This is a genomic window from Aliiroseovarius sp. (assembly GCF_030148435.1).
GTDB lineage: Bacteria > Pseudomonadota > Alphaproteobacteria > Rhodobacterales > Rhodobacteraceae > JASBTN01.
In genome coordinates, this window is sequence record NZ_JASBTN010000063.1 from 12,043 (window position 1) to 34,351 (window position 22,309).

Below are 22,309 nucleotides of genomic sequence, written 5' to 3' on the forward strand. Positions count from 1 at the left end.
GCGCTGAACAACAGGACACGGCCAGCCACCCAGGCGGGCCGTTTTCTTTGAAAGATCTCGGTTACGCCCGCTTCACCAGCACCGAGCCGACCGAATAGCCCGCGCCAAACGAGCAGATCACGCCCATCTCCCCGGGTGCCAGATCGGCGGAAAACTTGTCGAAGGCGATGATCGACCCGGCCGAGGAGGTATTGGCGTAGTCCTGCAGGATATTGGGCTGCTCACCCTCTTCCGGCACCCGGCCAAGCACCTTCTTGCCGATGAAATCATTCATCGTCTTGTTGGCCTGATGCAGCCACAGGCGCTTGAGCTGATCGGGGCTCACACCCTCGTTCGCGATATGCCCAAGGATATGCTTGGACACGATCGGCAGCACCTCCTTGAACACCTTGCGGCCATTTTGCATGAACTGCATGTCGCGACGGTCCGGCAGGGCGCCCACCTCCTCACGGGTGCGCCGCAGGAAGCCGTTGTTGTTGCGGATATTGTTGGAAAACTGCGTCAGGCAGCGGGTCGACAGGATCTCGAAGTGATCCCCCGTGGCGTCTTCCTTGCGCTCGATCAGCGTCGCGGTAGCCACGTCGCCAAAGATGAAATGACAGTCCCGGTCGCGCCACTCCAGATGTGCCGAGCAGATCTCGGGGTTCACCACCAGGGCCTTCTTCACCGACCCGGAGCGCACCATGTCCGCCGCCGCCTGGATGCCGAATGTGGCCGAACTGCAGGCCACGTTCATGTCAAACCCGAACCCGCCGGCGCCCAGCGCCTGCTGAATCTCGACCGCGATGGCCGGATAGGCGCGTTCATGGTTCGAGGCGGCGCAGATCACCAGGTCGATCTCACCGGCCTCCACGCCCGCCTGCGCCAGCGCCTTGCGGCAGGCATCCACGCCCATTTCGGTCATGAGGCCCGGGTCTTCATCGGCGCGTTCAGCCAGGGACGGATACATGCGGTCCGGGTCCAGCACGCCGGACTTGTCCATCACGAAACGCTGATCAATGCCCGAAGCTGAGTGGATGAACTCCTCGCTCGAATGGCCGATCGGCTCCGTCTCGCCTGCCGCGATGGCATCCGCGTTCAGGGCGTTCTGCTTGTCGGCATAGGTGTTGAAGGCTTCGACCAGTTCGGCGTTGGTGATGACCTGTTCCGGGGTAAAAACCCCGGTGCCGGAGATGACGGGAGTGAACATGGCAAAGCCCTTTTTTGCAAGACGCTCGCAGTCAAACAAACCCGTGTGAGAAGGGCAAGGCTCCGGGAGGCGCTTGACGTTTGGGCAAGCCGTTCAAAACGGGCATTTCGCCTTGAAAGTCATCCCCCGGCCCCCGTCCGGGTGGCGCAGGCGCAGGCTTTCGGCATGCAACATCAACCGCGGGGCCTCCAGCGCGGGGCCGGTCGCGTAGAAAGGGTCGCCCAGGATCGGATGGCCGAGTTCCTTCATGTGGACGCGCAACTGGTGACTGCGGCCGGTTTGCGGAAACAGACGCATGCGGGTTTCGCCGACGCCACGTTTTGCAACTTTCCAGTCGGTCACAGCGGGTTTGCCGTTCTCATGGTCCACATGCTGGCGCGGGCGGTTGGGCCAGTCGACGATCAGCGGCAGATCCACCGTGCCTTCACCGGCTTCAACTTCGCCGTAAACCCGCGCGACATAGACCTTCTTCACCTGCCGTTTTTCAAATTGCAGCCCCAGATGACGCTGCGCATGTGGTGTCATGGCAAAGACCATCACGCCGGACGTGTCGCGATCCAGCCGGTGCACCAGCAGCGTCTCGGGAAAGACCGCCTGGATGCGGGCGATCAGGCAATCGGCCAGATGCGCGCCCCGTCCGGGCACAGAAAGCAGGCCCGAAGGTTTGTTCACGATCAGAAGCTCGTGATCCTGGTGCAGGATGTCGAGCGGTGTATCGGGGGGGCAATAGGCGTCCATGGGGCGCGGGATAGCGGGCCGGGACCGCCGGGGCAAGCCTCAGGCGGCGCGGCGCACCTGTTTGACCATCGACCAGCTGTAGATCACCAGCGCCGCCCAGATCATCGGAAAGGCGATCGCCTGCGCGCCTCCGAAGGGCTCGTCAAAGACAAAGACCGCGGTCAGGAAGATCATCGACGGCGCGATATATTGCAGGATGCCCACGGTCGACAGGCGCAAAAGCTTGGCGCCATTGGCATAGATGATCAGCGGCACGGCAGTGACCAGGCCACATCCTATCAGCAAGCCGGAGTCCAAGGCTGCTCCACCGAAATGACTTTGACCGCTGGCCATGAGCCACCCGAGGTAAGCCAGCGCGGGGCCGGTCAGGATCAGCACCTCAAGCATGAAGCCCTGGTTCGGTCCGATCGGCAGCTGTTTCTTGGCCAGCGCATAGAGGCCCCAGCTGAACATCAGCCCGATGGCGGGCCAAGGCAGAGATCCGGTCTCAACGGTCAGCACGACCACGGCAGACAAGGCCAGAGCGATGGCGGCCATCTGCGCCCGGGTCAGCCGTTCGCCCAGCAGGACAGCCCCCAGAAAGATCGAAAACAGCGGGTTGATGTAATAGCCCAGCGCCGCGTCCAGCGCCCGGTCGGCCGCAATGGACCAGACATAGATGCCCCAGTTGACCGAAATCAGAGCCGCCGTGACACAGCCCATCGCCAAGGTGCGCGGCGAACGCAGCGCTGTGGCCAGGTCGCGGGTACGGCCCAACACGATCAGCAGAACTCCGGCCACCGGCACAGACCACAGGATCCGATGCACCACCACCTCAGGCGCCGGGATATGGGCCAGTGCCTTCATGTAGAGCGGCAGGAAACCCCACAGCAGATAGGCGGTGATGGCAAAGGCCAGCCCCTGTGGTGTGTCCTGGTTTTGAATGGTCCGAGGTGCAGTCATGCCGCCTTTATGGCAACTTTTTTCCCGTGCAGAAGCCTCACCAGCGACAGGGTTGATGATTTTTTTTGATGTCCGGGATAACCGGACTCGCTGGATCAGCAGGCGCCCTCCCCGGTGGGGTCGGGGAAGGCGTCCGTTCACGCCTTGGCGCGTTCGCCTTTCGGGTCGTACATCGGCTTCAACGACGCCTCGGCTTTCACGCTGGTGCCAGCCACGTCAATCTCGTAGGTCGAGGCCAGGACGTCGGCGGGCTTTTCGCCCTTGCATGGCACATACCCCATGCCCATGGCAGCGCCGAGGTGGTGGCCATAGCTGCCCGAGGACAGGTAGCCGACGATCTCGCCATCGCGGATGATCGGCTCGTTGTGGTAGAGCAACGGCTCGGGGTCGGTCAGCTTGAACTGCACCATGCGGTTTTCCAGCCCCGTTTCCTTCTTGGCCAGCACCGCGTCGCGACCGATGAAGTCGGGTTTGTCGGTCTTTACCGCAAAGCCCAGACCGGCCTCCAGCACGTGATCTTCGGCGGTGATGTCATGGCCGAAGTGGCGAAAACCCTTCTCGATCCGGCAGCTGTCCATCATGTGCATGCCGCAGAGCTTCAGCCCCATGTCCTGCCCTGCTTCGAACAGGGTTTCGAACATGTGCCCGGCCATGTCGGCGGAGGCATAAAGCTCCCAGCCCAATTCGCCCACATAGGTCACGCGGTGGGCGCGGGCCAGGCCCATGCCGATCTCGATCTCCTGCGCGGTGCCGAACGGGTTGGTGGCATTGGTGAAGTCGTTAGGCGACACCGCTTCCAACAGCTTGCGCGCATTCGGCCCCATCACGGCCAACACGCCCTCGCCCGCGGTCACATCGGTGATCACCACGCGGAAATCGCCCCCCGGACCATACACGTGGCGCTGCATCCAGGTCTGGTCGGCCAGGCGTGTGGCAGCGGGGGTAACGACCAGATAGGCGGTCTCAGACAGGCGAGTGACGGTCACATCCGCCTCGATCCCCGCACGGGAGTTCAGGAACTGGGTATAGACGATCTTGCCATTCGGCACCGTATAGTCGCCGCCACCGATGTAGTTCATGAAGGCTTCGGCATCCGGTCCTTCGACGCGGATCTTGCCGAAGGAGGACATGTCATACATGCCGACGTTTTCGCGCACGGCGCGATGTTCGGCGGCGGCGTTCTCGAACCAGTTCGGACGGCCCCAGGTGTATTCGTATTCGGCTTTCTGCGCGTCATTGGCGAACCAGTTGGCGCGCTCCCACCCAGCGATTTCACCGAATACGCCGCCCTGTTCCTTCAGGTGGTGGTGGAACGGGGTACGACGCACACCCCGCGCCGTGGCCTTCTGGCGGAACGGGAAGTGGTCGGCATAGAGCAGGCCCAGCGTTTCCTTCGAGCGTTCGTACAGATAGGTCTTGTTGCCCTGAAAAGGCTGCATGCGCGAAATGTCCACGTCGCCCAGATCGAAGGGTTTCTCGCCATCTTCCATCCACTGTGCCAGCGCCTGACCGGCACCACCCGCGGACTGAATTCCGATCGAGTTGAACCCGGCGGCAACCCAGACATTGTCCATCTCGGGCGCGAGGCCCAGGTGGTAGGCGTCATCCGGCGTGAACGACTCCGGGCCGTTGAAGAAGGTATGAATGCCCGCTTCGGCCAGCATCGGCATGCGGTTGCAGGCCGCTTCGAGGATCGGTTCGAAATGGTCGAAATCCTCGGGCAGTTGGTCGAACTCGAACGTGTCGGGAATGCCGTTCATCGCCCAGGGCTTGGCATTGGGCTCAAACGCGCCCAGCAGGATTTTCCCGGCGTCTTCCTTGTAATAGGCGCATTCATCCGGCACGCGCAAAACCGGCATCTGGGTCAGGCCGGTGATGCTTTCGGTGACGATATAGAAATGCTCACAGGCGTGCAGCGGCACATTGGCGCCCATCATTCGGCCAACCTCGTGGCCCCACATGCCGGCACAGTTGACGATGTGATCGCAGGTGATGTGGCCCTGCTCAGACCCATCGTCCGATACCCAGTCCACACCGGTCACACGGCGGCCCGTCTTGGCCACGCCCGTGACCTTGATGCGTTCCTTGACAACGGCACCGTTCTGCCGCGCGCCCTTGGCCAGCGCCAGCGTGATATTGGCCGGATCCCCCTGCCCGTCCAGAGGCAAGTACACGCCGCCGGTCACGTCTTCTATGTTCAGATGCTCATACTTCGCCTTGACCTCTTCGGGCGAGATTTCCTCGACCTCGACACCGAAGGCCCGGGCCATGGCGGCCTGGCGGTGCAGCTCTTCGAGCCGCTCGCCGGTCAGGGCCGCGGTTATCGAGCCGCAGCGTTTGAACCCGGTGGCGACGCCGGTCTCGGCCTCCAGGTTGCCGTAAAGCTCCTGCGAGTACTTCGCGAGTTTGGTCATGTTCGCCGTGGCGCGCAGCTGGGCAATCAGCCCGGCGGCATGCCACGTGGTGCCTGAGGTGAGCTGCTTGCGCTCCAGGAGGACCACGTCGGTCCAGCCCTGCTTGGCCAGGTGATAGGCGACCGAACAGCCGATGACTCCGCCGCCGACAATGACGACGCGGGCGTGGGTGGGAAGATCAGCCATTGGGCGCTCCTGTGGATGGTCGTGAGTGTGATCGCGGTCCGGGGACCAAAGAACGGTGGCACGGTTCGGCGGGAATGATATCGCGAAAAGCGGCAGAAATCCCCCGATTCCGGGCAAAAGCGTCAGGTGTGGCGGGCCCTTTGCGCCCGCACCTGCTGCGGCGTGACGCCGAACATTGCCTTGAACGGGCCCGAGAACCCGCCCAGGAAACCGCAGGCAATGCCAATCTCCTGGATCGACATGGAGGTGTTCAGAAGCAGGTTGTTGGCCTTGTTCAGGCGCAGGGCGCGGTAGAACTGGTGCGGCGTGGTGCCCAGGCGCTGTTTGAACTTGCGCTCCAGCGAACGGTTCGACAGGCCCAGGATCGCGACCAGTTCGTGGATCGGGATCGGTTCTTCGGTATTGGCCTGCATCAGCTCGATCGCACCGTCCAGATCGCGGTCGCCGGTGGCATTCACGGTGGGGCCGCCGATCGGTTGCTGTGTGGCAAAATCGCGAATGCGGTCGTGCAGCAGGATGCCCGCCACCGCCATGACCTTGGCGGTCGGAACATGGCGCGTCAGCAGGGACAGGATCAGATCCACCGTCGCCCCCATGCCCGCGCAGGTCAGGATCGCGCCATCCTCGACCGCCAGGGCAAACTTCGGGTCGAAGCTGACCGGGCTCTCGCCCAGCACGGTGGAGTTCTCCCAGTGGGTCGTATGCGGGCTGTCAGGGGTGGTTTCGGCGATGTGGCGGCTGGCGGCCTCGGCCAGCAGCACCACCTTGGCCCCCCGGTGGGTATAGCGGCGGATGATGTCCTGCACCGACAGGCCCGGGGCAGCCGGGTCGGTATTGCCGATCACGACGAGGTAGTCGGCATCGGGCCTTTCGGGCACCGGGTTGGTGGCGACGTCCATCCCCGCCCGGCAGGCAATGCGCCCGCCATGTCGGCTGAGGTAACGAAAGGCAAAGCCGTTCCGCAAGGTAATCCGATTCATGATCCGGATCGGCTCGACCACACCGGCCAGCTCCGTCAGGACGAAACCGTCACTGACGAGGATGTCGAAGCGGATCGTGTCAGCCACCGTGGAGGCATGGCGCAGCGGTTGGTTCATGGTCTCACCCCAGATGGTTCCGAAACTCGGGCGACCTGGGGAACTTCTTGCCCTGCGCTCGCCCGGGGGTGGGAGCCGCCCCCGGTATAGGGGCGGCACCTCTGTTCATCAGGCCCGGATACGTGCGTTTTCCGGATCCCACAACGGCTGGTCCTCCTGCACCACCGCCTTGCATTTCTCGCCGTAGATCTCGACCTCCAGCTCGGTGCCCGGCTTGGCCAGATCGGTACGCACCATGCCCAAGGCGATGGACTTGTTCACACGATAGCCCCAGCCGCCCGAGGTGGTCTCGCCGACGATTGCGTCGCCGGACCAGACACAGGACATGTAGGGAGCGTCGGCGTCTCCGGCCTCGACCAGCAAGGTGACGAAGCTCTTGGCCGCGCCTTGCTGTTTCTCGGCCTGGATCGCCGCCTTGCCCGGGAAGTCCTGCGGCTTGTCGAGCTTGACGAAGCGTTCCAGCCCGCCTTCCAGCATCGAGTAGTCGGTGGACAGATCGCCCTTCCAGGCGCGATAGCCCTTTTCCAGCCGCAGCGAATTCAGCGCATACATGCCGAAGGGTTTGGCGCCCGCCGCGATCACCGCGTCGTAGATGGCTGGCATGCTTTCGTTCTCAGCGTGAATTTCCCAGCCGAGTTCGCCGGCAAAGGAGACCCTCAGAAGCGCGGCCCAGTGCCCGGCGGCTTCCGTTTCCTGAAAGCTCAGCCAGGGAAGGGAAAGATCGGCCTCCGTCAGGCTGGACAGGACTTCGCGCGATTTCGGCCCGGTGACAATCAGGGTCGACATGCGCGTCGTCCAGTCCTCAAGTGTCAGGCTGCCGTCTTCGGGCAGGTTCGCAAGCAGCAGATCACGATCATGCCACTGGGCGGAAGCCGCCGTCACCAGGACGAACATATCCTCGGCTTCGCGGGTCACGGACATTTCCGTCAGAATGCGACCCCGGGCGTCCGAGAAATAGACGAGGCCGACACGACCGACCTTTGGCAGCGCACCCGTCACCTGGCCACGCAGCCATTCGTCTGCCCCCTTGCCGGAGATCTTGAACCGCGAGAACCCGGGCAGGTCCAACACGCCGCAGTGGTCGCGCACCGCTTCGCACTCTTCCTTGATACGTTGCTCCCACGGACCGGACCGGCCCCAGGTGTGGGTGGCTTCCAGCGAGGTGTCGTCACCCGGTTGCGCGAACCAGTTGGCGCGCTCCCAACCGTTGTAGGCGCCCATGACGCCCCCGGCGGCGATGACCTTGTCATGCACCGGCGACAGTTTCTTGTCACGCGCGGCAGGCCATTCGTGATGCGGGAAGTGCATGGCATATTCGTTGCCGTAAGTCTCCATGCCCTTCTTGTTGCAGTAATCCTGGTCCGTGTAATCCGTGTAGCGGCGCGGATCGACCGCCCACATGTCCCACTCGGTCGCGCCATCGACGATCCATTCGGCCATGACCTTGCCGGCGCCGCCACCCTGCGCGATGCCGAATGTAAAGACGCAGGCCTCGAAGGCGTTTTTCACACCGGGCATCGGACCAATCAGCGGCAACCCGTCGGGGGCGTAAGGGATCGGACCGTTGATCACGCTGCTGACACCCGACGTTTCCATCAGCGGCACGCGGGCCATGGCGTCAACGACGATATCCTCGATCCGGTCGATGTCTTCCTGCCACAGCTGGAAGCTGAAGTCCTCGGGCATGGCGTCATCGGCATCGACCCAATGTGCCTTGCAGTTGGGCTCGTAGGGGCCCAGGTTATAGCCGTGCTTTTCCTGACGCAGGTAGTAGGACACGTCCACGTCTCGGATCAGGGGCAGCTTGCCGCCGTGCTCCTTCGACCAGGCTTCGATCTCGGGAATCTGTTCGGTCAGCAGGTACTGGTGCTCCATCACCATCATCGGCACGGTGCGCCCGCCATAGGGCTTGAACATCTCGCCGACCCGCTGGGCATAGTAGCCTGCCGCGTTGACCACGTAGTCACAGTTGATGTCACCCTTGTCGGTATGCACGGTCCAGCTGCCGTCGTCATGCTGGGTAACGCCGGTGGCCGGGCAGAAGCGGATGATTTTCTGCCCCATGTCGCGGGCGCCCTTGGCCAGCGCCTGTGTCACCTGAGCCGGGTCGATGTCCCCGTCGGACGGATCCCACAGCACGCCTTCCAGGTCGTGGGTTTCCAGGAACGGGTAATGTTCCTTGGCCTGTTCCGGGGTCCAGATTTCCATCTCGATGCCCTGGTAGCGGCCCATCGAACAGGCGCGCTCGAATTCCTGCATGCGCTCCTTGGTGTGGGCCAGGCGGATCGAACCGGTCTGGTGATAGTTCATCGGGTAGTCGACCTCTTCGCCCAGGCGGCTGTAGAGTTCGGTCGAGTACCGCTGCATGTTCATGATCGACCAGGAGGTCGAGAACGTGGGCACATTGCCCGCCGCGTGCCAGGTGGAACCCGCGGTCAGCTCGTTCTTTTCAAGCAGAACGCAGTCGGTCCATCCCTTCTTGGCCAGGTGATAGAGGGTCGAGGCGCCGATGACGCCGCCGCCGATGATGACCACGCGGGCCTGGGTGGGAAAGTCGGACATGGAGAGCTCCCTGTTGTTCGTTTGTTCGTGTTCAGTTGAGGGCAAGGCGCGCGGCTAGCGAGCCGAATATGACGGCCGCGATGCGATTCATCAGGCCGGAAGAGGTGCGGATACGGTCTGCCGCCAGGCCGGAAAAGATGCCGATCAGCGCGTCCGCGACAAAGCCGCCGATGGTCAGGATCCCGCCAAGAATGACGACCTGGTGCCATTCCGGTCCCACTTCGGGGCGAATGAACTGCGGCAGGAAGGCAAGGATGAAAAGGATCACCTTGGCATTGAGCAGGTTGGTCACGAAGCCCCGGCGGAACGCCCGCCACAAATCCGCACGCCCCTCGCGCATCGTGGCCGCCCCGGCCGTGCGCCAGCTGTGCCAGGCCAGCCAGGCCAGGTAGGCGGCACCCGCATACCGGATCAGGTCCAGCGCCAGCGGCGAGGTGGCGATCAGAACCGCAAGGCCCGCCGCTGCCAGGGTGACGTGGCACAAAAGCCCGAGGATGATCCCGCAGGTCGCCATGACTCCGGCGCGCGCACCACCTCTGAGGCTGGAGGCGATGATGAACATCATGTCCGGCCCCGGAGTCAGGTAGAGGATCACCGAAGCCCCGACAAAGCTGGCAATCACCAAGGGGTCCATGTTCAGAAGCGTTTCGATCATGGGTGCTGCTCCACCCTGTCGCAGATGTCGTAATAGTCGCCCTTGTCTGCGGTGAAGATGTGTTTTTCGAGCGTCACATCGGTCGGGTTGTCGACCGCGCCCAGCGCGAAGGAGATTGTGTCCTCGCCCGTGCCCTGCCAGAACAGGAACGAGCCGCAGCTTGGGCAGAAACCGCGCCGCGCCTTGTCTGAAGCCGCGAACCAGCGCACCTCTCCGGTTATGGTCAGCTCGGTTTCCTTGACAAAGGCCGAGGACCAGATGCCGCCGGACTGGCGCCGGCACTGGCCGCAGTGACACATGCTCACCCCTTGCGGAGTGGCGTCGGTTCCAAAGGCAATGGCGCCGCAGAGGCAGTGACCTTTCATGGCAGCCTCCTCAATAGATCGGCGGTGCGATCACCCAGATCGCGACGGCGGGTTCGTCATAGGGGTTGGACCACTGGTACGGCTGGTCCTTGATACGGAAACTGTCACCGGGGCCCACGGTGAACCGGCGGCCGCCAATTTCCAGATCCAGCTTGCCCGAGACAATGTAACCCACCTCCTGTGTCGGCCGGTGGGCCGGGGTCTGCATGGCTGTCCGGGGGGCGAAGGTGGAATGGACCATTTCGAAATCGTCCGTCAGATCGGGGGAGAGCAGTTCCTCGACCAGACCCTCGTCATCGCCCCCCATGGGGCGGCGTGTGCCTGCCCGCACCACGTAACCTTGTTCATCCGCCGGGACCGAGCTGTGCGCGAACAGGAAAGACATAGGAACCTCCAGCGCGGCACCAATCTCGCGCAGGTCGGAAATCGAGGGCTCCGACTTGTCGCGTTCAACCTGGCTGAGCCATCCGACCGAGCGGCCCAGAGTTTCTGCCAGGGCGGTCAAGGTCAGGCCGCGCGATTTGCGCAACGCCCGGATATCGGCGCCGAGTGTCTTGGTGCTGTTCGGATCGCTATGCAGCATGTGGCTCTCTGATGAAATTCGTCGTGAAATTTTCACGTGTTTTTTCATCATTGGCCGAAAAAGATGATTCGCGGCAAGAAAAAAACTTGCTGCAGGGCAGCATGACGGGGGGTCAGCGCGCGAAAGTCGCCGCAAGGATCATGGAAAGCTCCGAGGCGTCTTCCGGGCGGAAGGCATCCGGCTGGTCGCTGTCGATATCCAGGACTGCGATCAGATCACCAGCCTTGTTCCAGACCGGCAGCACGATCTCGGACCGGGTCGAGCTGGCGCAGGCGATGTGGCCCGGGAAGGCATCAACGTCGGCGACCAGCTGCACCTCGCCGGTGCGGGCTGCCGCCCCGCAGACCCCGCGCGAGAACGGGATGGCCAGGCAGCCGTGCCCACCCTGGTAGGGGCCGATTTTCAGGAGCTCCGGCGCAACCACGCGGTAAAAGCCGGTCCAGTCGAACCGGTCGTCGGCATGGTGAATTTCACAGGCCAGCGTCGCCATCAGGGCGACCTCGTCGCTCTCGCCTTCCGTGAGGGCGGCGATCTGTTTGGCCAGGTCGGAGTAGTTCACGCGCATGTTGCTGTCCTTGGCTCGGGCAGGACCGGGGGACCAGCCCCCCGGACCCCCCGGGATATTTGGGGAAAGCTGAAAGGGGTCAGACTCGCTCGATCGCGATGGCCGTGCCTTCCCCACCACCGATGCAGATCGCCGCGATCCCGCGTTTCAGCCCGCGTTTTTCCAGCGCGTTCAGCAGTGTAACCATGATCCGCGTGCCCGAGGCACCGATAGGGTGGCCCAACGCGCAGGCGCCGCCGTTCACATTCACCACGTCACGCGACAGGCCCATTTCATGCATGAAGGCCATGGGCACGACGGCAAAGGCCTCGTTCACCTCCCACAGGTCGACGTCGTCCTTGGTCCAGCCCAGTTTCGCCAGCAGCTTCTGGGCGGCGGGCACGGGGGCGGTGGTGAACAGGCCCGGCGCCTGGGCGTGGCTGGCGTGACCCAGGATGCGCGCACGCACGGTCAGACCTTTTTCCTGTGCGGCCTCTTCCGAGGCGATGACCAGCGCGGCAGCCCCGTCCGAGATCGACGAGCTGTTGGCGGGCGTCACCGTGCCATCCTTGCGAAAGGCGGGCTTCAGGGTCGGGATCTTCTCCGGGCGTGCGTTCCCCGGTTGTTCATCCTTGGCCACCACGGTCTCCCCCCGACGGGTCCTGACGGTGAAGGGCGCGATCTCGCCTTCGAAGGCACCGGATTTCTGCGCTTCGAGCGCATTGGACAGCGACTTCAGCGCGTATTCGTCCTGTGCCTCGCGGGTAAATTGGAAGCGCTCGGCACAATCCTCGGCGAAGGTGCCCATCAGGCGGCCCTTGTCATAGGCGTCTTCCAGCCCGTCCAGGAACATGTGGTCGACCACGGCACCATGACCGAGCCGGGCGCCCTCACGCATTTTCGGAAGGATATAGGGGGCTTCAGTCATGCTTTCCATGCCGCCGGCGACCATCACATCGGTATTGCCCAAAGCGACCTGGTCAAAGGCGATCATCGCGGTTTTCATGCCCGACCCGCACATCTTGTTCAGCGTTGTGGCCGGCACGTCTTCACCGAGACCTGCAGCGAACCCCGCCTGGCGCGCGGGGGCCTGGCCCTGGCCAGCAGGCAGAACACAGCCCATCAAAAGCTCCTCGATGTCGGAGGCTTGCGCACCGGCGTTCTCAAGCGCGGCCTTGATGGCCGTACCACCCAGATCCGAGGCCCTCACCCCGGAGAAGGCTCCTTGAAACCCGCCCATGGGCGTACGCGCGGCCCCTGCGATTACGACATTCTTCATTGTGTCCTCCTGAACTCCCGAATTTCGAACCCACGCTTACCGAATGGTAACGATCCGCGTCTAGCCTGATTTGCAAGGATGCCCTCGGTAAGGAGAATAACCGTGCAATTGGACTATAATGACATCCGTGATCTGCGGATTATCACCGTTGGTGAAAACCGGATCGACGCCGCCGTGGCAATCACATTCAAGGATCGCATGCGTGAACTGTGCGAGGACGGGCCTGACCGGGTCCTGCTGGACATGGCGCAGGTCGGGTTCATCGACAGTTCCGGGCTGGGCGCGGTGGTTGCCTCGATGAAGCAGCTCGGTAAGGACAAGGCACTGGAACTGGCTGGGTTGAGCCCCGCGGTCAGGAAAGTGTTCCAGCTGACGCGCATGGACACTGTCTTTATCATTCACCCAAGCGCGGCTGGCGCCCTGGGCAACGACGTGGCCGATGCGTCCTGAGAGGTTCCCATTCATGGGCCACGCACGTGACCTGCATCGGGAGGGAATGATGACACAGATGCAGCGGGTGCATCTGGTATTTCCCGGCACACAGCTTTCCGTGCGCAAGGCGTTGAAGAGCTGCATGCAAGGGTTGACCCATCTGGAGATGAGCCAGGATGACAAAAGCTCGGTGGAGCTGGTGCTGGCCGAAGTTCTGAACAATGTGGTCAAACATGCCTACCAGGAACACGATATCGGCGTGATCGAGCTGGACGTGACCCGTCAGGGGGACGCGCTGAAGGTGACGCTTCTGGACGACGGCATACCGATGCCGGGGGGCAAAATGCCCGACGGATTGCCCCACGATCTGAACGTGCTGGGCGAACAGGACTTGCCGGAGGGCGGATTCGGCTGGTTCCTGATCCGCGAGCTGACCCATGACTTGACCTATTGCCGTGATGGCAACCGCAACCAGCTGAGCTTCCGCATGGACCTGCGGGGCGCTCCTTTGCCCAATTGATCCAACGGGTGCAAGAGCCTGGCACGTCCTGCTTCGGGGCGTGCTCTCGCATTTTATAAATGCGCCCCTGCGTCGGGGCGAATTGCCGCGAAAAAGCCCTATTGAGTCCCAAGACCGGCCCGAAACGCGGGGCATAATAAAAGGGTAGCTGCATAGGCTTCCCTCGGTGCCGCGTTGAACAGCCCCCACCCAGTGCGCGGCACCGAGGTTTCCTCCCACATGGTTGCAGAAAACATTGAGGCGCCTAGTCTCGTGTCCGAACAGTGGCCCGCGACCAGGGAGGCTTCCATGCGCGATTTTCAACTTCCCGGCCGCTCGGTCGTGTTTGCCAGCCGCGGGCTCTGCGCCACGTCGCACCCGCTGGCCGCCCAAGCCGCTGTGCGCATCTTGCAGGATGGCGGCAATGCGGTCGATGCGGCGATTGCGGCGGCGGCGGTACTAGGCATCGCGGAACCGCAGATGACCGGGTTGGCCGGCGACTGCTTTGTGCTTCTGAAACCCGCCGGGCAAGACCGGGTCATCGGGCTGAACGGCTCGGGCCGCGCCCCGGCGGGGCTGGACCCGAACGCGCTGCGGGCCGAGGGGCTGGAAACCATGCCGATCCGCGATGTGCCGTCGATTACCCTGCCCGGCGCAGTGGACGCCTTCTGTCACCTGCACGAAGCCCACGGCCAATTGGACCTGGGGCAAATCCTGGCTCCGGCGATCCGCTACGGCGAGGAGGGCATCCCTGTCGCCCCGCGCGTGGCTTTCGACTGGGCAATCTCGGCGCGGGACGGGCATCTGCGCGGACGGGCCGCAGAGCTCTACCTGAAGAATGGCAAAACGGCCTTCGGTGCTGGCGATCTATACCGCGCCCCGGGTCAGGCCGAGGTGTTGCGCCGAATCGCCCGCGAGGGTCGCGCGGGTTTCTACGAGGGTGAGGTGGCAGAAGACCTGATCACCAGCCTTCGTGCGCTGGGCGGCTGCCACACGCAGGACGATCTGGCCTCCACGCGCTGCACGGACGCCGCACCGGTTTCCGGCACCTACAAGGGGGTCGACCTGATCGAACACCCACCAAACGGTCAAGGGGCGACAGCGATCCTGATGAACAACATCCTGCACCATTTCGACCCAGCGCCGCCCCTGTCCGCTGCCCATGTACATCTGGAGGCCGAGGCGGCGAAGCTCGCCCATGATGCACGCAATCGCTTCATCGCCGACCCGGACCACACCACCCGGCTGGCGCAGATGCTGGCCCCGGAAACCGCTGCCGGGCTGGCCCGGCTGATCGATCCGAACCGGGCGATGGCGGCCGCTGCGCCACTCACCGAATCGGTGCACAGGGACACGGTCTATCTGACCGTGGTGGACCGGGACCTGATGGCGGTCAGCCTGATCTATTCGATTTACCACAGCTTCGGATCGGGGCTGGCCTCGGACAGGTTCGGGCTGCTGTTCCAGAACCGCGGTGCCGGCTTCACCCTGACCCCTGGCCACCCGAACGAGGCCGGGGGCGGCAAGCGGCCGATGCATACGATCATTCCCGGCATGCTGGCCGAGGACGGCAGGATCACAACCAGTTTCGGGATCATGGGCGGCGCCTATCAACCCACGGGACATTCGCGGTTCACCACCAACCTGGTCGATCACCGCATGGGGTTGCAGGCAGCGCTGGACGCCCCGCGCAGCTTTGCCGACGGGGGTGCTCTGAAGATGGAACGCGGCTACTCCGACAAGGTGTGCGCCGAGCTGGCGGAGATGGGCCATCGGATCGAAATTCCCGAAGGCCCGCTGGGCGGAGGACAGGCAATCGGGATCGACTATGCGCACGGTGTGCTGGTGGGGGCCTCTGATCATCGCAAGGACGGTTGCGCGATCGGCTTCTGAACACGGGATAACCCGTATGGCCCAGGTCTGCGCGCCCGGGGGCTCAGTTCATCTGGAATTCCAGCGGGTAATGACCGTCTTCGAATTCACCAAACAAATCGGGCAGGTCCGGGTGACTGACCGGTTCACCGGAATAATCCGCGACCAAGTTCTGTTCGGACACATAGGCGACGTAATAGGACTGATCGTTTTCCGCGAGCAGGTGGTAGAAAGGCTGGTCCTTGTTCGGGCGCGCCTCTTCGGGAATGGCTTGATACCATTCCTCGGTATTCGAGAACATCGCGTCCACGTCGAACACAACACCCCGGAAGGGGTGCTTGCGGTGACGGACAACTTGTCCCAAAGCGTATTTTGCACGTGTTTTCAGCATAGTTTCGCAGCCCCTTAACATTTAATACTCCTTCCGGAGCAGGCTTGTCCATGTGGCCAGGCCAAGAAAATAGGAAACAGTCTGTGAACCTTGTCCTGACAGTATTGGAGATCACTGCCCCGGTTTTTCTGATGGCAGGCATTGGATTCGCCTGGGTCAGACTGGGGTTCGAGTACCGGATTCAGTTCATTACACGCCTGGCAATGACCCTGGCGGTGCCCGCACTGATTTTTACCGCGCTGATGAAGACCGAAGTCGACCCGGCCGCCCTGACCACCGTGTCGCTGGCGGCGCTGGCGGCCTATGTGCTGGTCACGGTGATCAGCTTCGTGGTGCTGAAACTGACCCGGCTGAACATGCGCACCTATCTGAATCCGATCATCTTCGGCAACACCGGCAACCTGGGGCTGCCACTGGCGCTGTTTGCCTTCGGGGACGAAGGGCTGGGCTTTGCGGTGGTGGTCTTTGCCGTGATGGCAATCGGCAGTTTCACCTTCGGGCTATGGCTGGTTTCGGGTGGCGGGTCTGTGCTGAAAGTGCTGAAAGAGCCCATCGTTGGCGCCACGGTCCTGGGCGCCATCTTCCTGTGGCAGGGCTGGCAGACCCCACGGTTCCTGACCAATACGCTGGAGCTGCTGGGGCAGCTGGCGATCCCGATGATGCTCCTGACACTGGGCGTGGCCATCGCCCGCCTGCACCCCGGCGCGGTGACGCGGGCGATCTGGCTGAGCGCGCTCAAGGTGATGATCTGTGTCGCAGCAGCCTGGAGCGTGGGCCTGTGGTTCGGCCTGTCGGGTGTGGCCTTCGGTGTGCTGGTGGTGCAGATCGCGACCCCTGTTGCGGTGACGTCCTACCTGCTGGCGGAAAAATACGGCGCCGACGCGGATGCGGTGGCGGGGCTGGTCGTCGTCTCGACCCTGATGTCCGTAGCCGCGCTTCCGCTCATCCTTGCTTTTGTGATCTGAACCGGGTTCCTTCGCCAAGCGTGCTGGGGTAGGATGGCGGCAAAACATAAGCGAGGGGCAGATGAGCAGACTTCTTCGCGCAGGTATCATAGTTCTATTCGTAGCGTCCTGTTCCGGTGGGGTCAGCAAGGCGCCGCGCAATCTGGACAATGCCTGCAGCATCGTGAAACAGCGGCCGGCCTACCTGAAGGCCATGAAACGTACCCAGCGCAAATGGGACGTGCCGGTACATGTGCAAATGGCGATCATTTACCAGGAATCGAAATTCATCGGCAACAATCGAACGCCGATGAAATACGTGCTGGGCGTGTTGCCGATGGGGCGTCAGAGCTCCGCCTACGGTTATGCCCAGGCCCTGGACGCCACCTGGAAGGAATACCAGCGCTCCGAAGGTGGTCGCGGGGCCAAGCGCGACAATATCCGCGATGCGACCGATTTCATTGGCTGGTACATGAGCCAGAGCTACGAAGACCTTGGCATTCCATTGTCAGACGCGCGCAACCAGTACCTGGCCTATCACGATGGCCGCGGCGGCTACGCGCGGGGTACCTATCGGTCGAAACCCTGGTTGCTCAAAGTCGCCAACCAGGTGGCTGAACGGTCGGAAACCTATCGTCGGCAACTGGAAGGCTGCTCGCGCCGTTGAAGCGCGGGTGTCAGTCTCCAAACCGTTTCTGGATTTCCCCCGGGATGCTGAACAGGGCACTGCCAAAAACGACATCCCGATCCAGATCACCCAAAACCACCTTAGTCTGATCCCCCGCCCCGTCGGTGATGATCCATTGACGCAGGGTTACGGGCTCAGGAGAGAAAAACAGCCGGATCGTACCGTATTCCGGGTTTTTCGGGTCCTGGGCGGTGATTGTGGTCATGCCCTCCTCTTCGCCGTGCCCGACGACCATGCGCTCCGTGCTCAGGTCGATCCGGCGCGCCAGGATCAGGTTCAACGGCGTGCGTTTCAACGGGTATTGCGTGGGACCGGAGTTCGACTTCGGATCGAAGATCGCAACCTGCTGTCCGCCAGCCATCACCAGCGCATCGACCGGCGGGTCATATTCGAACCGCGCCCGGCCGGGGCGTTTGATGTAGACGGTGCCGGTGGACTGTGAGCCATCCGCATTGATCTGTACGAACCCCGTCCGGGCCGACTTGAGCGCGTTCAGGTAGGCCGAGATGTCCGCCACCGAGAGCTTCTCGGCAGCGGCGGGAAGGGCAGAGGCCGCCAGAAGGGCGGCAGAAATGACTGCGGGCAGGGCTATGCGAAACGGTTTCATATCTTCCACATAGTCGCTGCCGCGCCCGATGGCACCCCCCCTGGGTCTCACATGGCAGAGACCCGCCAAAGAATGCCGGCTCTATTGCTGCTCCGGCACCAGGATCTCGCGCTTGCCGACATGGTTCGACGCCGAGACCAGCCCCTCGTCTTCCATCTGCTCAACCAGGCGCGCGGCCTTGTTGTAGCCGATAGCCAGCTTGCGCTGAATGTAGGACGTCGAACATTTGCGATCCTTGATCACGATAGCCACGGCCTGGTCATACAACGCATCTTCGCCATTGGTGTTGCCGCCAGTGGACAGGCCCAGCACCGCGTCAATGTCATCGGCCTTTTCATCTGCCGGCCCGTCAACCACGCCGCTCATGTATTCGGGCGGGCCGAAGCTCTTGAGGTAGCTGACGATCTCTTCGACCTCTTCATCCGACACGAACGGCCCGTGCACACGGGTAATGCGCGCCCCGCCGGCCATATAGAGCATGTCCCCCATGCCCAGGAGCTGCTCGGCGCCCTGTTCACCCAGAATGGTACGGCTGTCGATCTTCGAAGTGACCTGGAACGAGATTCGGGTCGGGAAATTCGCCTTGATCGTGCCGGTGATAACATCGACCGAGGGGCGCTGCGTGGCCATGATCAGGTGAATCCCCGAGGCGCGAGCCATCTGCGCCAGGCGCTGGATGCAGGCCTCGATCTCCTTGCCCGCGACCATCATCAGGTCGGCCATTTCATCCACGACAACGACGATATAGGGCAGTTTTTCGGGCTGAATCTCTTCGGTCTCGAAGATCGGCTCGCCGGTATCCTCGTCAAACCCGGTCTGCACGGTGCGTTCGAACATTTCACCCTTGCCCAGCGCATCCGCCACGCGGCCATTGAAGCCTTCGATGTTGCGCACGCCCATCTTGGACATCTTCCGGTAACGCTCCTCCATCTCGCCCACGACCCATTTCAGGGCCACGACCGCCTTCTTGGGGTCGGTCACGACGGGCGAAAGCAGATGCGGAATGCCGTCATAGACGGAAAGCTCCAGCATTTTGGGGTCGATCATGATCATGCGGCATTCATCGGGGGTCAGACGATAGAGCAGCGACAGGATCATCGTGTTGATTGCCACGGATTTGCCGGACCCGGTGGTACCCGCGATCAGCAGGTGGGGCATCTTGGCCAGGTTCGCGACGATCGCGTCGCCGCCGATATCCTTGCCCAACGCGAGTGGCAGCCGCATGTTCGCGTCACCGAAGTCGCGGGTCGACAGGATCTCGCGCAGGACGACCTTTTCCCGGTTCTCGTTGGGCAGTTCAATGCCGATCACCGAACGGCCCGGCACGGTGGACACACGGGCCGACAGGGCCGACATGGACCGGGCGATATCGTCGGCCAGCCCGATCACGCGGGAGGCCTTCAGCCCCGGGGCCGGTTCCAGCTCATACATCGTCACCACCGGACCGGGGCGCACGCTGACGATCTCGCCCTTCACGCCGTAATCATCCAGCACCGTTTCCAACATGCGCGCGTTTTCTTCCAGCGCCTCGTCGGACAGGTGATGACGTTCGATCGAGACCGGGTTTGTCAGAAGCGACAGGGGCGGCAGATCGTATTCGATCGCTTTGTCCTCGAATTGCAGGCTCGGCTGGGCCTCGGCCTTGGCGCGTGTCGACGGTGCGGCGGGTTTCTTGACCTGATGCTGCACGACACGCTTGGGTTCCGGCGCAGGGGCCGGTTTGGGCGCGGGCGTATAAACGCGCGGGGCCGGGACGGGATCGACCATCGGGACCCCGTCAAAGGCCGGGGCTTCGTCCACGCTGGGCGCATAGGCGTCCTGGGCGGGCATCTCGGTATACGGCTCCACCACGGGTTCGGCCATGGGATCGGTCATGGGATCGGCCATATCGGTGGCAAAGATATTGGGCTCCTCGACCGGCGGCTGTGCAGGGATCGACGTGTCCAGGATCATCGGGCGCGGACCACGCGGGATGCAACGGGTCACGGCGGGTTCCTGGCGCGCCGCGACAGTCGTGGCGGCGGCGGTCAGGGTCGGCACGGCGCGGGCCCGCTGTTTCAGCGCCCGGGCGACCTTGGCCTTGATGCGGTCCTCGTCGCCCAATCCCTCGGGCAGCTCTCCGGCAAAGGAGCTCTCGACCAGTTCAGGTTCGGGCATCCGCGGTTCCGGCTGGCGCTTGAGCAGGGAAATACGGCCCAAAAGACCGGTGCGCGGGCTTTCAACCTGCGGCGTCATCGCAGGGGCGGCCATGGGCTGCGGAGCATCGGGCACCGGCGCGACCATGGGCTGCGTTGCCTCCAGCGGCGGCTCTGCCCGCACCACGCGGCTGGCGCGCAACGGCGGAGGGGCCGAGAAGTCGGTCTCGTCCTCGAACAGGGTCTCGTCCTCTGCGACAAGGGCAGCATGCGCGGCGCGTTCCTCGGCCCGTATCGCGCGGCGCTCGCTCATGTGGGACCGCAGACCCTGGGCGCCCTTCGCAGCTCCGGCAACGCCCGCCGCAGCTCCCAGGGCTGCACCGCGCATCCCCTTGCCCATCAGCTTGAGCATCCCGTCGTAGATCAGCAGAATGCCGCCAAGCAGCATGCGGCCGAAACGTTTCAGTTCGGGCCGGGTAAAGCCCAGCGCATAGGTCATCAGCGCCAGCGCGGCCAGGCCCGAAACAACGGACATCGCCTTCACGCCAAGCTGGAAATTCACCGCCAGGAAATTCAGCACCATGCCCAGAATCGTGTCGCCAAGCGCGCCCCCAAGACCAAAGCTGATGTTCCATGCCGGACCCGGCACCAGAGTCGCGGCATAGACAGAGATCAGAAACACCGCCGGCACCAGGAAAAGCACACGCGGCAGGATGCGTTCCTCGCCCCAATGCATCATGAACCGAAGTCCCCAGGTCGCGATACCCAGCGCCAGCGCCCAGGCACCGTAGCCCAGGCCGATTTTCAGGATCGGAGCAAGCCAGGCCCCCGGCAAGCCGAGCCAGTTCTGTACCGGCCCGTTGGTGGCGGCGAACCAGCTGGGATCCTCGGGCGCGTAACTGCCGACGGTCAGCGCTATGGCGAGGCCAAGCAGTACAAGGCCGACACCCACCAGTTCCTTGCCCCGCCGTTCGATCACTGCCTGGGTTGCCGCATCGAAAATCGGGTCACGTTGCCGAGCCTGAAACGCCATAATTCACCTCATCCTCATGCATAGATGCAGTCACGCAGCCGGATCAGCCCGTCCCGCATTTCTTGTTTCGGGTCCACCATGGCGACCCTGATGTATGGTTTACCCGGGTTGCCCCGATCAGTATCGCGCGACAGGTAGGCGCCTGGCAGGACGCGCACCCCTGTCTTGGTCCAGAGCTTCAACGCGGCGGCTTCGCCATCCTCGACCGGCAGCCACAGGAAAAAGCCCGCCTCGGGGGGCATATAGCCGTCGATGCCCGCGAACACCTCGTCCGCCACATCGTATTTCTCGCGGTAAAGCGCGCGGTTTTCCTCGACATGGGCTTCATCTGCCCAGACCTTCTCGGCCACCCGTTGCAATGGCAGCGGCAACGGCGCTCCGGCATAGGCGCGCAATTGGCGAATGTGGCGGATCGTCTCCGGCCCACCGGCCACAAAACCCGAGCGCAACCCGGGCAGGTTCGAGCGTTTCGACAGCGAATTGAACAGGACCACACGTTCCGGGTCCGCACCCCCTTCTTGCGCCACTTCCAGAGCGCCGGGTGGTGGTGCGTCGCGGTAGATCTCGGAATAGCATTCGTCGGCGAAGATGCGGAAATCGTACTTTTCCGCCAGCGCGATCAATTTGGCCCAGTAATCACGATCCGCCACAGCGCCCTGCGGATTGGCGGGCGAACACATATAGCAGATTTCGGCCCGGTTCAGGATTTGCGGGGGAAGCGCGGCGAAATCCGGCAGATGGCCCGTTTCCACCGTGGTGGGGACGAAAACGGCCTCGGCACCCACGGTGGCGGTAGCCACGGCATAGACCTGGTAAAACGGGTTCGGGATCAGCACGACGGGGCGTTCGCCGCGCGCGGTTTCCTCGGGGCACAGGGCGATGGCGGCATTGAACAGCCCCTCGCGCGTGCCATTCAGCGCCATGATCTGGTTGAGGTCCAACCCCACGTCATAGCGCCGCCGCACCCAGTCGGAAATCGCGCCCAGCAGTTCGGGTGAGCCGTCGTTCGGCGGATAATTCGCGAACCCGGCGGTGTTGTCCGCCAGCACGTCACCAACCCAGGAGGGAAAGGCATGTTTCGGCTCACCAATGGTCATATGCACGACATCGCCGCCCGGATCGTGATGATCCAGAAGGCTCCGCAGACGCGGAAA

General features: G+C 63.2%; 20 protein-coding genes. 5 read left to right on the forward strand and 15 right to left on the reverse strand.

Features of this window, described 5'->3' with window-relative positions; genetic code table 11:
* Nucleotides 1-61: 61 nt before the first annotated feature.
* The 11 genes from Q1V43_RS11550 to Q1V43_RS11600 form a co-directional block, all read right to left on the reverse strand.
* Nucleotides 62-1,189, reverse strand: coding sequence for a beta-ketoacyl-ACP synthase III (locus Q1V43_RS11550; protein WP_300517970.1), 1,128 nt, complete (start codon nucleotides 1,187-1,189; stop codon nucleotides 62-64).
* 93 nt (nucleotides 1,190-1,282) lie between these two features.
* Nucleotides 1,283-1,927: an RluA family pseudouridine synthase gene (locus Q1V43_RS11555; protein ID WP_300517972.1), complete on the reverse strand. Its 645-nt coding sequence runs from the start codon at nucleotides 1,925-1,927 to the stop codon at nucleotides 1,283-1,285.
* A gap of 39 nt (nucleotides 1,928-1,966) precedes the next feature.
* The gene (rarD, locus tag Q1V43_RS11560) at nucleotides 1,967-2,869 is read right to left on the reverse strand and encodes an EamA family transporter RarD (protein ID WP_300517974.1); all 903 of its coding nucleotides are present in this window, start codon (nucleotides 2,867-2,869) and stop codon (nucleotides 1,967-1,969) included.
* Between the two features lie 137 nt (nucleotides 2,870-3,006).
* Nucleotides 3,007-5,469 (reverse strand): FAD-dependent oxidoreductase, encoded by a 2,463-nt coding sequence (locus Q1V43_RS11565; RefSeq protein ID WP_300517977.1) that lies wholly within the window; start codon nucleotides 5,467-5,469, stop codon nucleotides 3,007-3,009.
* A 122-nt stretch (nucleotides 5,470-5,591) separates the two neighbouring features.
* Nucleotides 5,592-6,566, reverse strand: coding sequence for a helix-turn-helix domain-containing protein (locus Q1V43_RS11570; protein ID WP_300517979.1), 975 nt, complete (start codon nucleotides 6,564-6,566; stop codon nucleotides 5,592-5,594).
* Between the two features lie 108 nt (nucleotides 6,567-6,674).
* Nucleotides 6,675-9,128, reverse strand: coding sequence for an FAD-dependent oxidoreductase (locus tag Q1V43_RS11575; protein ID WP_300517981.1), 2,454 nt, complete (start codon nucleotides 9,126-9,128; stop codon nucleotides 6,675-6,677).
* A gap of 31 nt (nucleotides 9,129-9,159) precedes the next feature.
* Nucleotides 9,160-9,783, reverse strand: coding sequence for a LysE family translocator (locus Q1V43_RS11580; protein ID WP_300517983.1), 624 nt, complete (start codon nucleotides 9,781-9,783; stop codon nucleotides 9,160-9,162).
* Entirely contained in the window at nucleotides 9,780-10,148 is a 369-nt protein-coding gene (locus Q1V43_RS11585) for a GFA family protein (RefSeq protein WP_300517986.1), read from the reverse strand. The genes Q1V43_RS11580 and Q1V43_RS11585 overlap by 4 nt, the downstream gene beginning before the upstream one ends.
* Before the next feature lie 10 nt (nucleotides 10,149-10,158).
* Nucleotides 10,159-10,731: an XRE family transcriptional regulator gene (locus tag Q1V43_RS11590; protein WP_300517989.1), complete on the reverse strand. Its 573-nt coding sequence runs from the start codon at nucleotides 10,729-10,731 to the stop codon at nucleotides 10,159-10,161.
* 112 nt (nucleotides 10,732-10,843) lie between these two features.
* Nucleotides 10,844-11,296: a GAF domain-containing protein gene (locus Q1V43_RS11595; protein ID WP_300517992.1), complete on the reverse strand. Its 453-nt coding sequence runs from the start codon at nucleotides 11,294-11,296 to the stop codon at nucleotides 10,844-10,846.
* A 79-nt stretch (nucleotides 11,297-11,375) separates the two neighbouring features.
* Nucleotides 11,376-12,554: an acetyl-CoA C-acyltransferase gene (locus Q1V43_RS11600; protein ID WP_300517994.1), complete on the reverse strand. Its 1,179-nt coding sequence runs from the start codon at nucleotides 12,552-12,554 to the stop codon at nucleotides 11,376-11,378.
* Nucleotides 12,555-12,632: 78 nt separating this feature from the next.
* On the opposite strand from Q1V43_RS11600, the gene Q1V43_RS11605 reads away from it, so the two are divergent.
* The 3 genes from Q1V43_RS11605 to Q1V43_RS11615 all read left to right on the forward strand — a co-directional run bounded on the left by Q1V43_RS11605 (nucleotide 12,633) and on the right by Q1V43_RS11615 (nucleotide 15,378).
* Nucleotides 12,633-13,004, forward strand: a complete 372-nt coding sequence (locus Q1V43_RS11605) for an STAS domain-containing protein (protein WP_300517996.1) — start codon at nucleotides 12,633-12,635, stop codon at nucleotides 13,002-13,004.
* Between the two features lie 49 nt (nucleotides 13,005-13,053).
* The gene (locus Q1V43_RS11610; protein ID WP_300517999.1) at nucleotides 13,054-13,506 is read left to right on the forward strand and encodes an ATP-binding protein; all 453 of its coding nucleotides are present in this window, start codon (nucleotides 13,054-13,056) and stop codon (nucleotides 13,504-13,506) included.
* 288 nt (nucleotides 13,507-13,794) lie between these two features.
* On the forward strand, nucleotides 13,795-15,378 hold the full coding sequence (locus Q1V43_RS11615; protein ID WP_300518001.1) for a gamma-glutamyltransferase family protein: 1,584 nt from the start codon (nucleotides 13,795-13,797) through the stop codon (nucleotides 15,376-15,378).
* Nucleotides 15,379-15,421: 43 nt separating this feature from the next.
* Here the strand turns inward: Q1V43_RS11615 and hspQ are convergent, their stop codons facing one another.
* On the reverse strand, nucleotides 15,422-15,748 hold the full coding sequence (gene hspQ, locus Q1V43_RS11620; RefSeq protein WP_300518003.1) for a heat shock protein HspQ: 327 nt from the start codon (nucleotides 15,746-15,748) through the stop codon (nucleotides 15,422-15,424).
* 83 nt (nucleotides 15,749-15,831) lie between these two features.
* Between hspQ and Q1V43_RS11625 the strand changes: the two genes are divergently transcribed.
* Both Q1V43_RS11625 and Q1V43_RS11630 read left to right on the forward strand, forming a co-directional pair.
* Nucleotides 15,832-16,713 carry an AEC family transporter gene (locus Q1V43_RS11625; protein WP_300518005.1) on the forward strand — a complete coding sequence of 294 codons (882 nt, stop codon included), beginning with the start codon at nucleotides 15,832-15,834 and terminating at the stop codon, nucleotides 16,711-16,713.
* 61 nt (nucleotides 16,714-16,774) lie between these two features.
* Entirely contained in the window at nucleotides 16,775-17,359 is a 585-nt protein-coding gene (locus Q1V43_RS11630; protein WP_300518007.1) for a lytic transglycosylase, read from the forward strand.
* A 10-nt stretch (nucleotides 17,360-17,369) separates the two neighbouring features.
* Here the strand turns inward: Q1V43_RS11630 and Q1V43_RS11635 are convergent, their stop codons facing one another.
* From Q1V43_RS11635 to Q1V43_RS11645, 3 genes are all read right to left on the reverse strand, one after another.
* Nucleotides 17,370-17,987 carry an outer membrane lipoprotein carrier protein LolA gene (locus Q1V43_RS11635; protein ID WP_300518009.1) on the reverse strand — a complete coding sequence of 206 codons (618 nt, stop codon included), beginning with the start codon at nucleotides 17,985-17,987 and terminating at the stop codon, nucleotides 17,370-17,372.
* An 81-nt stretch (nucleotides 17,988-18,068) separates the two neighbouring features.
* Nucleotides 18,069-21,155, reverse strand: coding sequence for a DNA translocase FtsK (locus tag Q1V43_RS11640; RefSeq protein ID WP_300518011.1), 3,087 nt, complete (start codon nucleotides 21,153-21,155; stop codon nucleotides 18,069-18,071).
* 14 nt (nucleotides 21,156-21,169) lie between these two features.
* On the reverse strand, nucleotides 21,170-22,309 hold a 1,140-nt coding region (locus Q1V43_RS11645; protein ID WP_300518013.1), incomplete at its 5' end, for an aminotransferase class I/II-fold pyridoxal phosphate-dependent enzyme.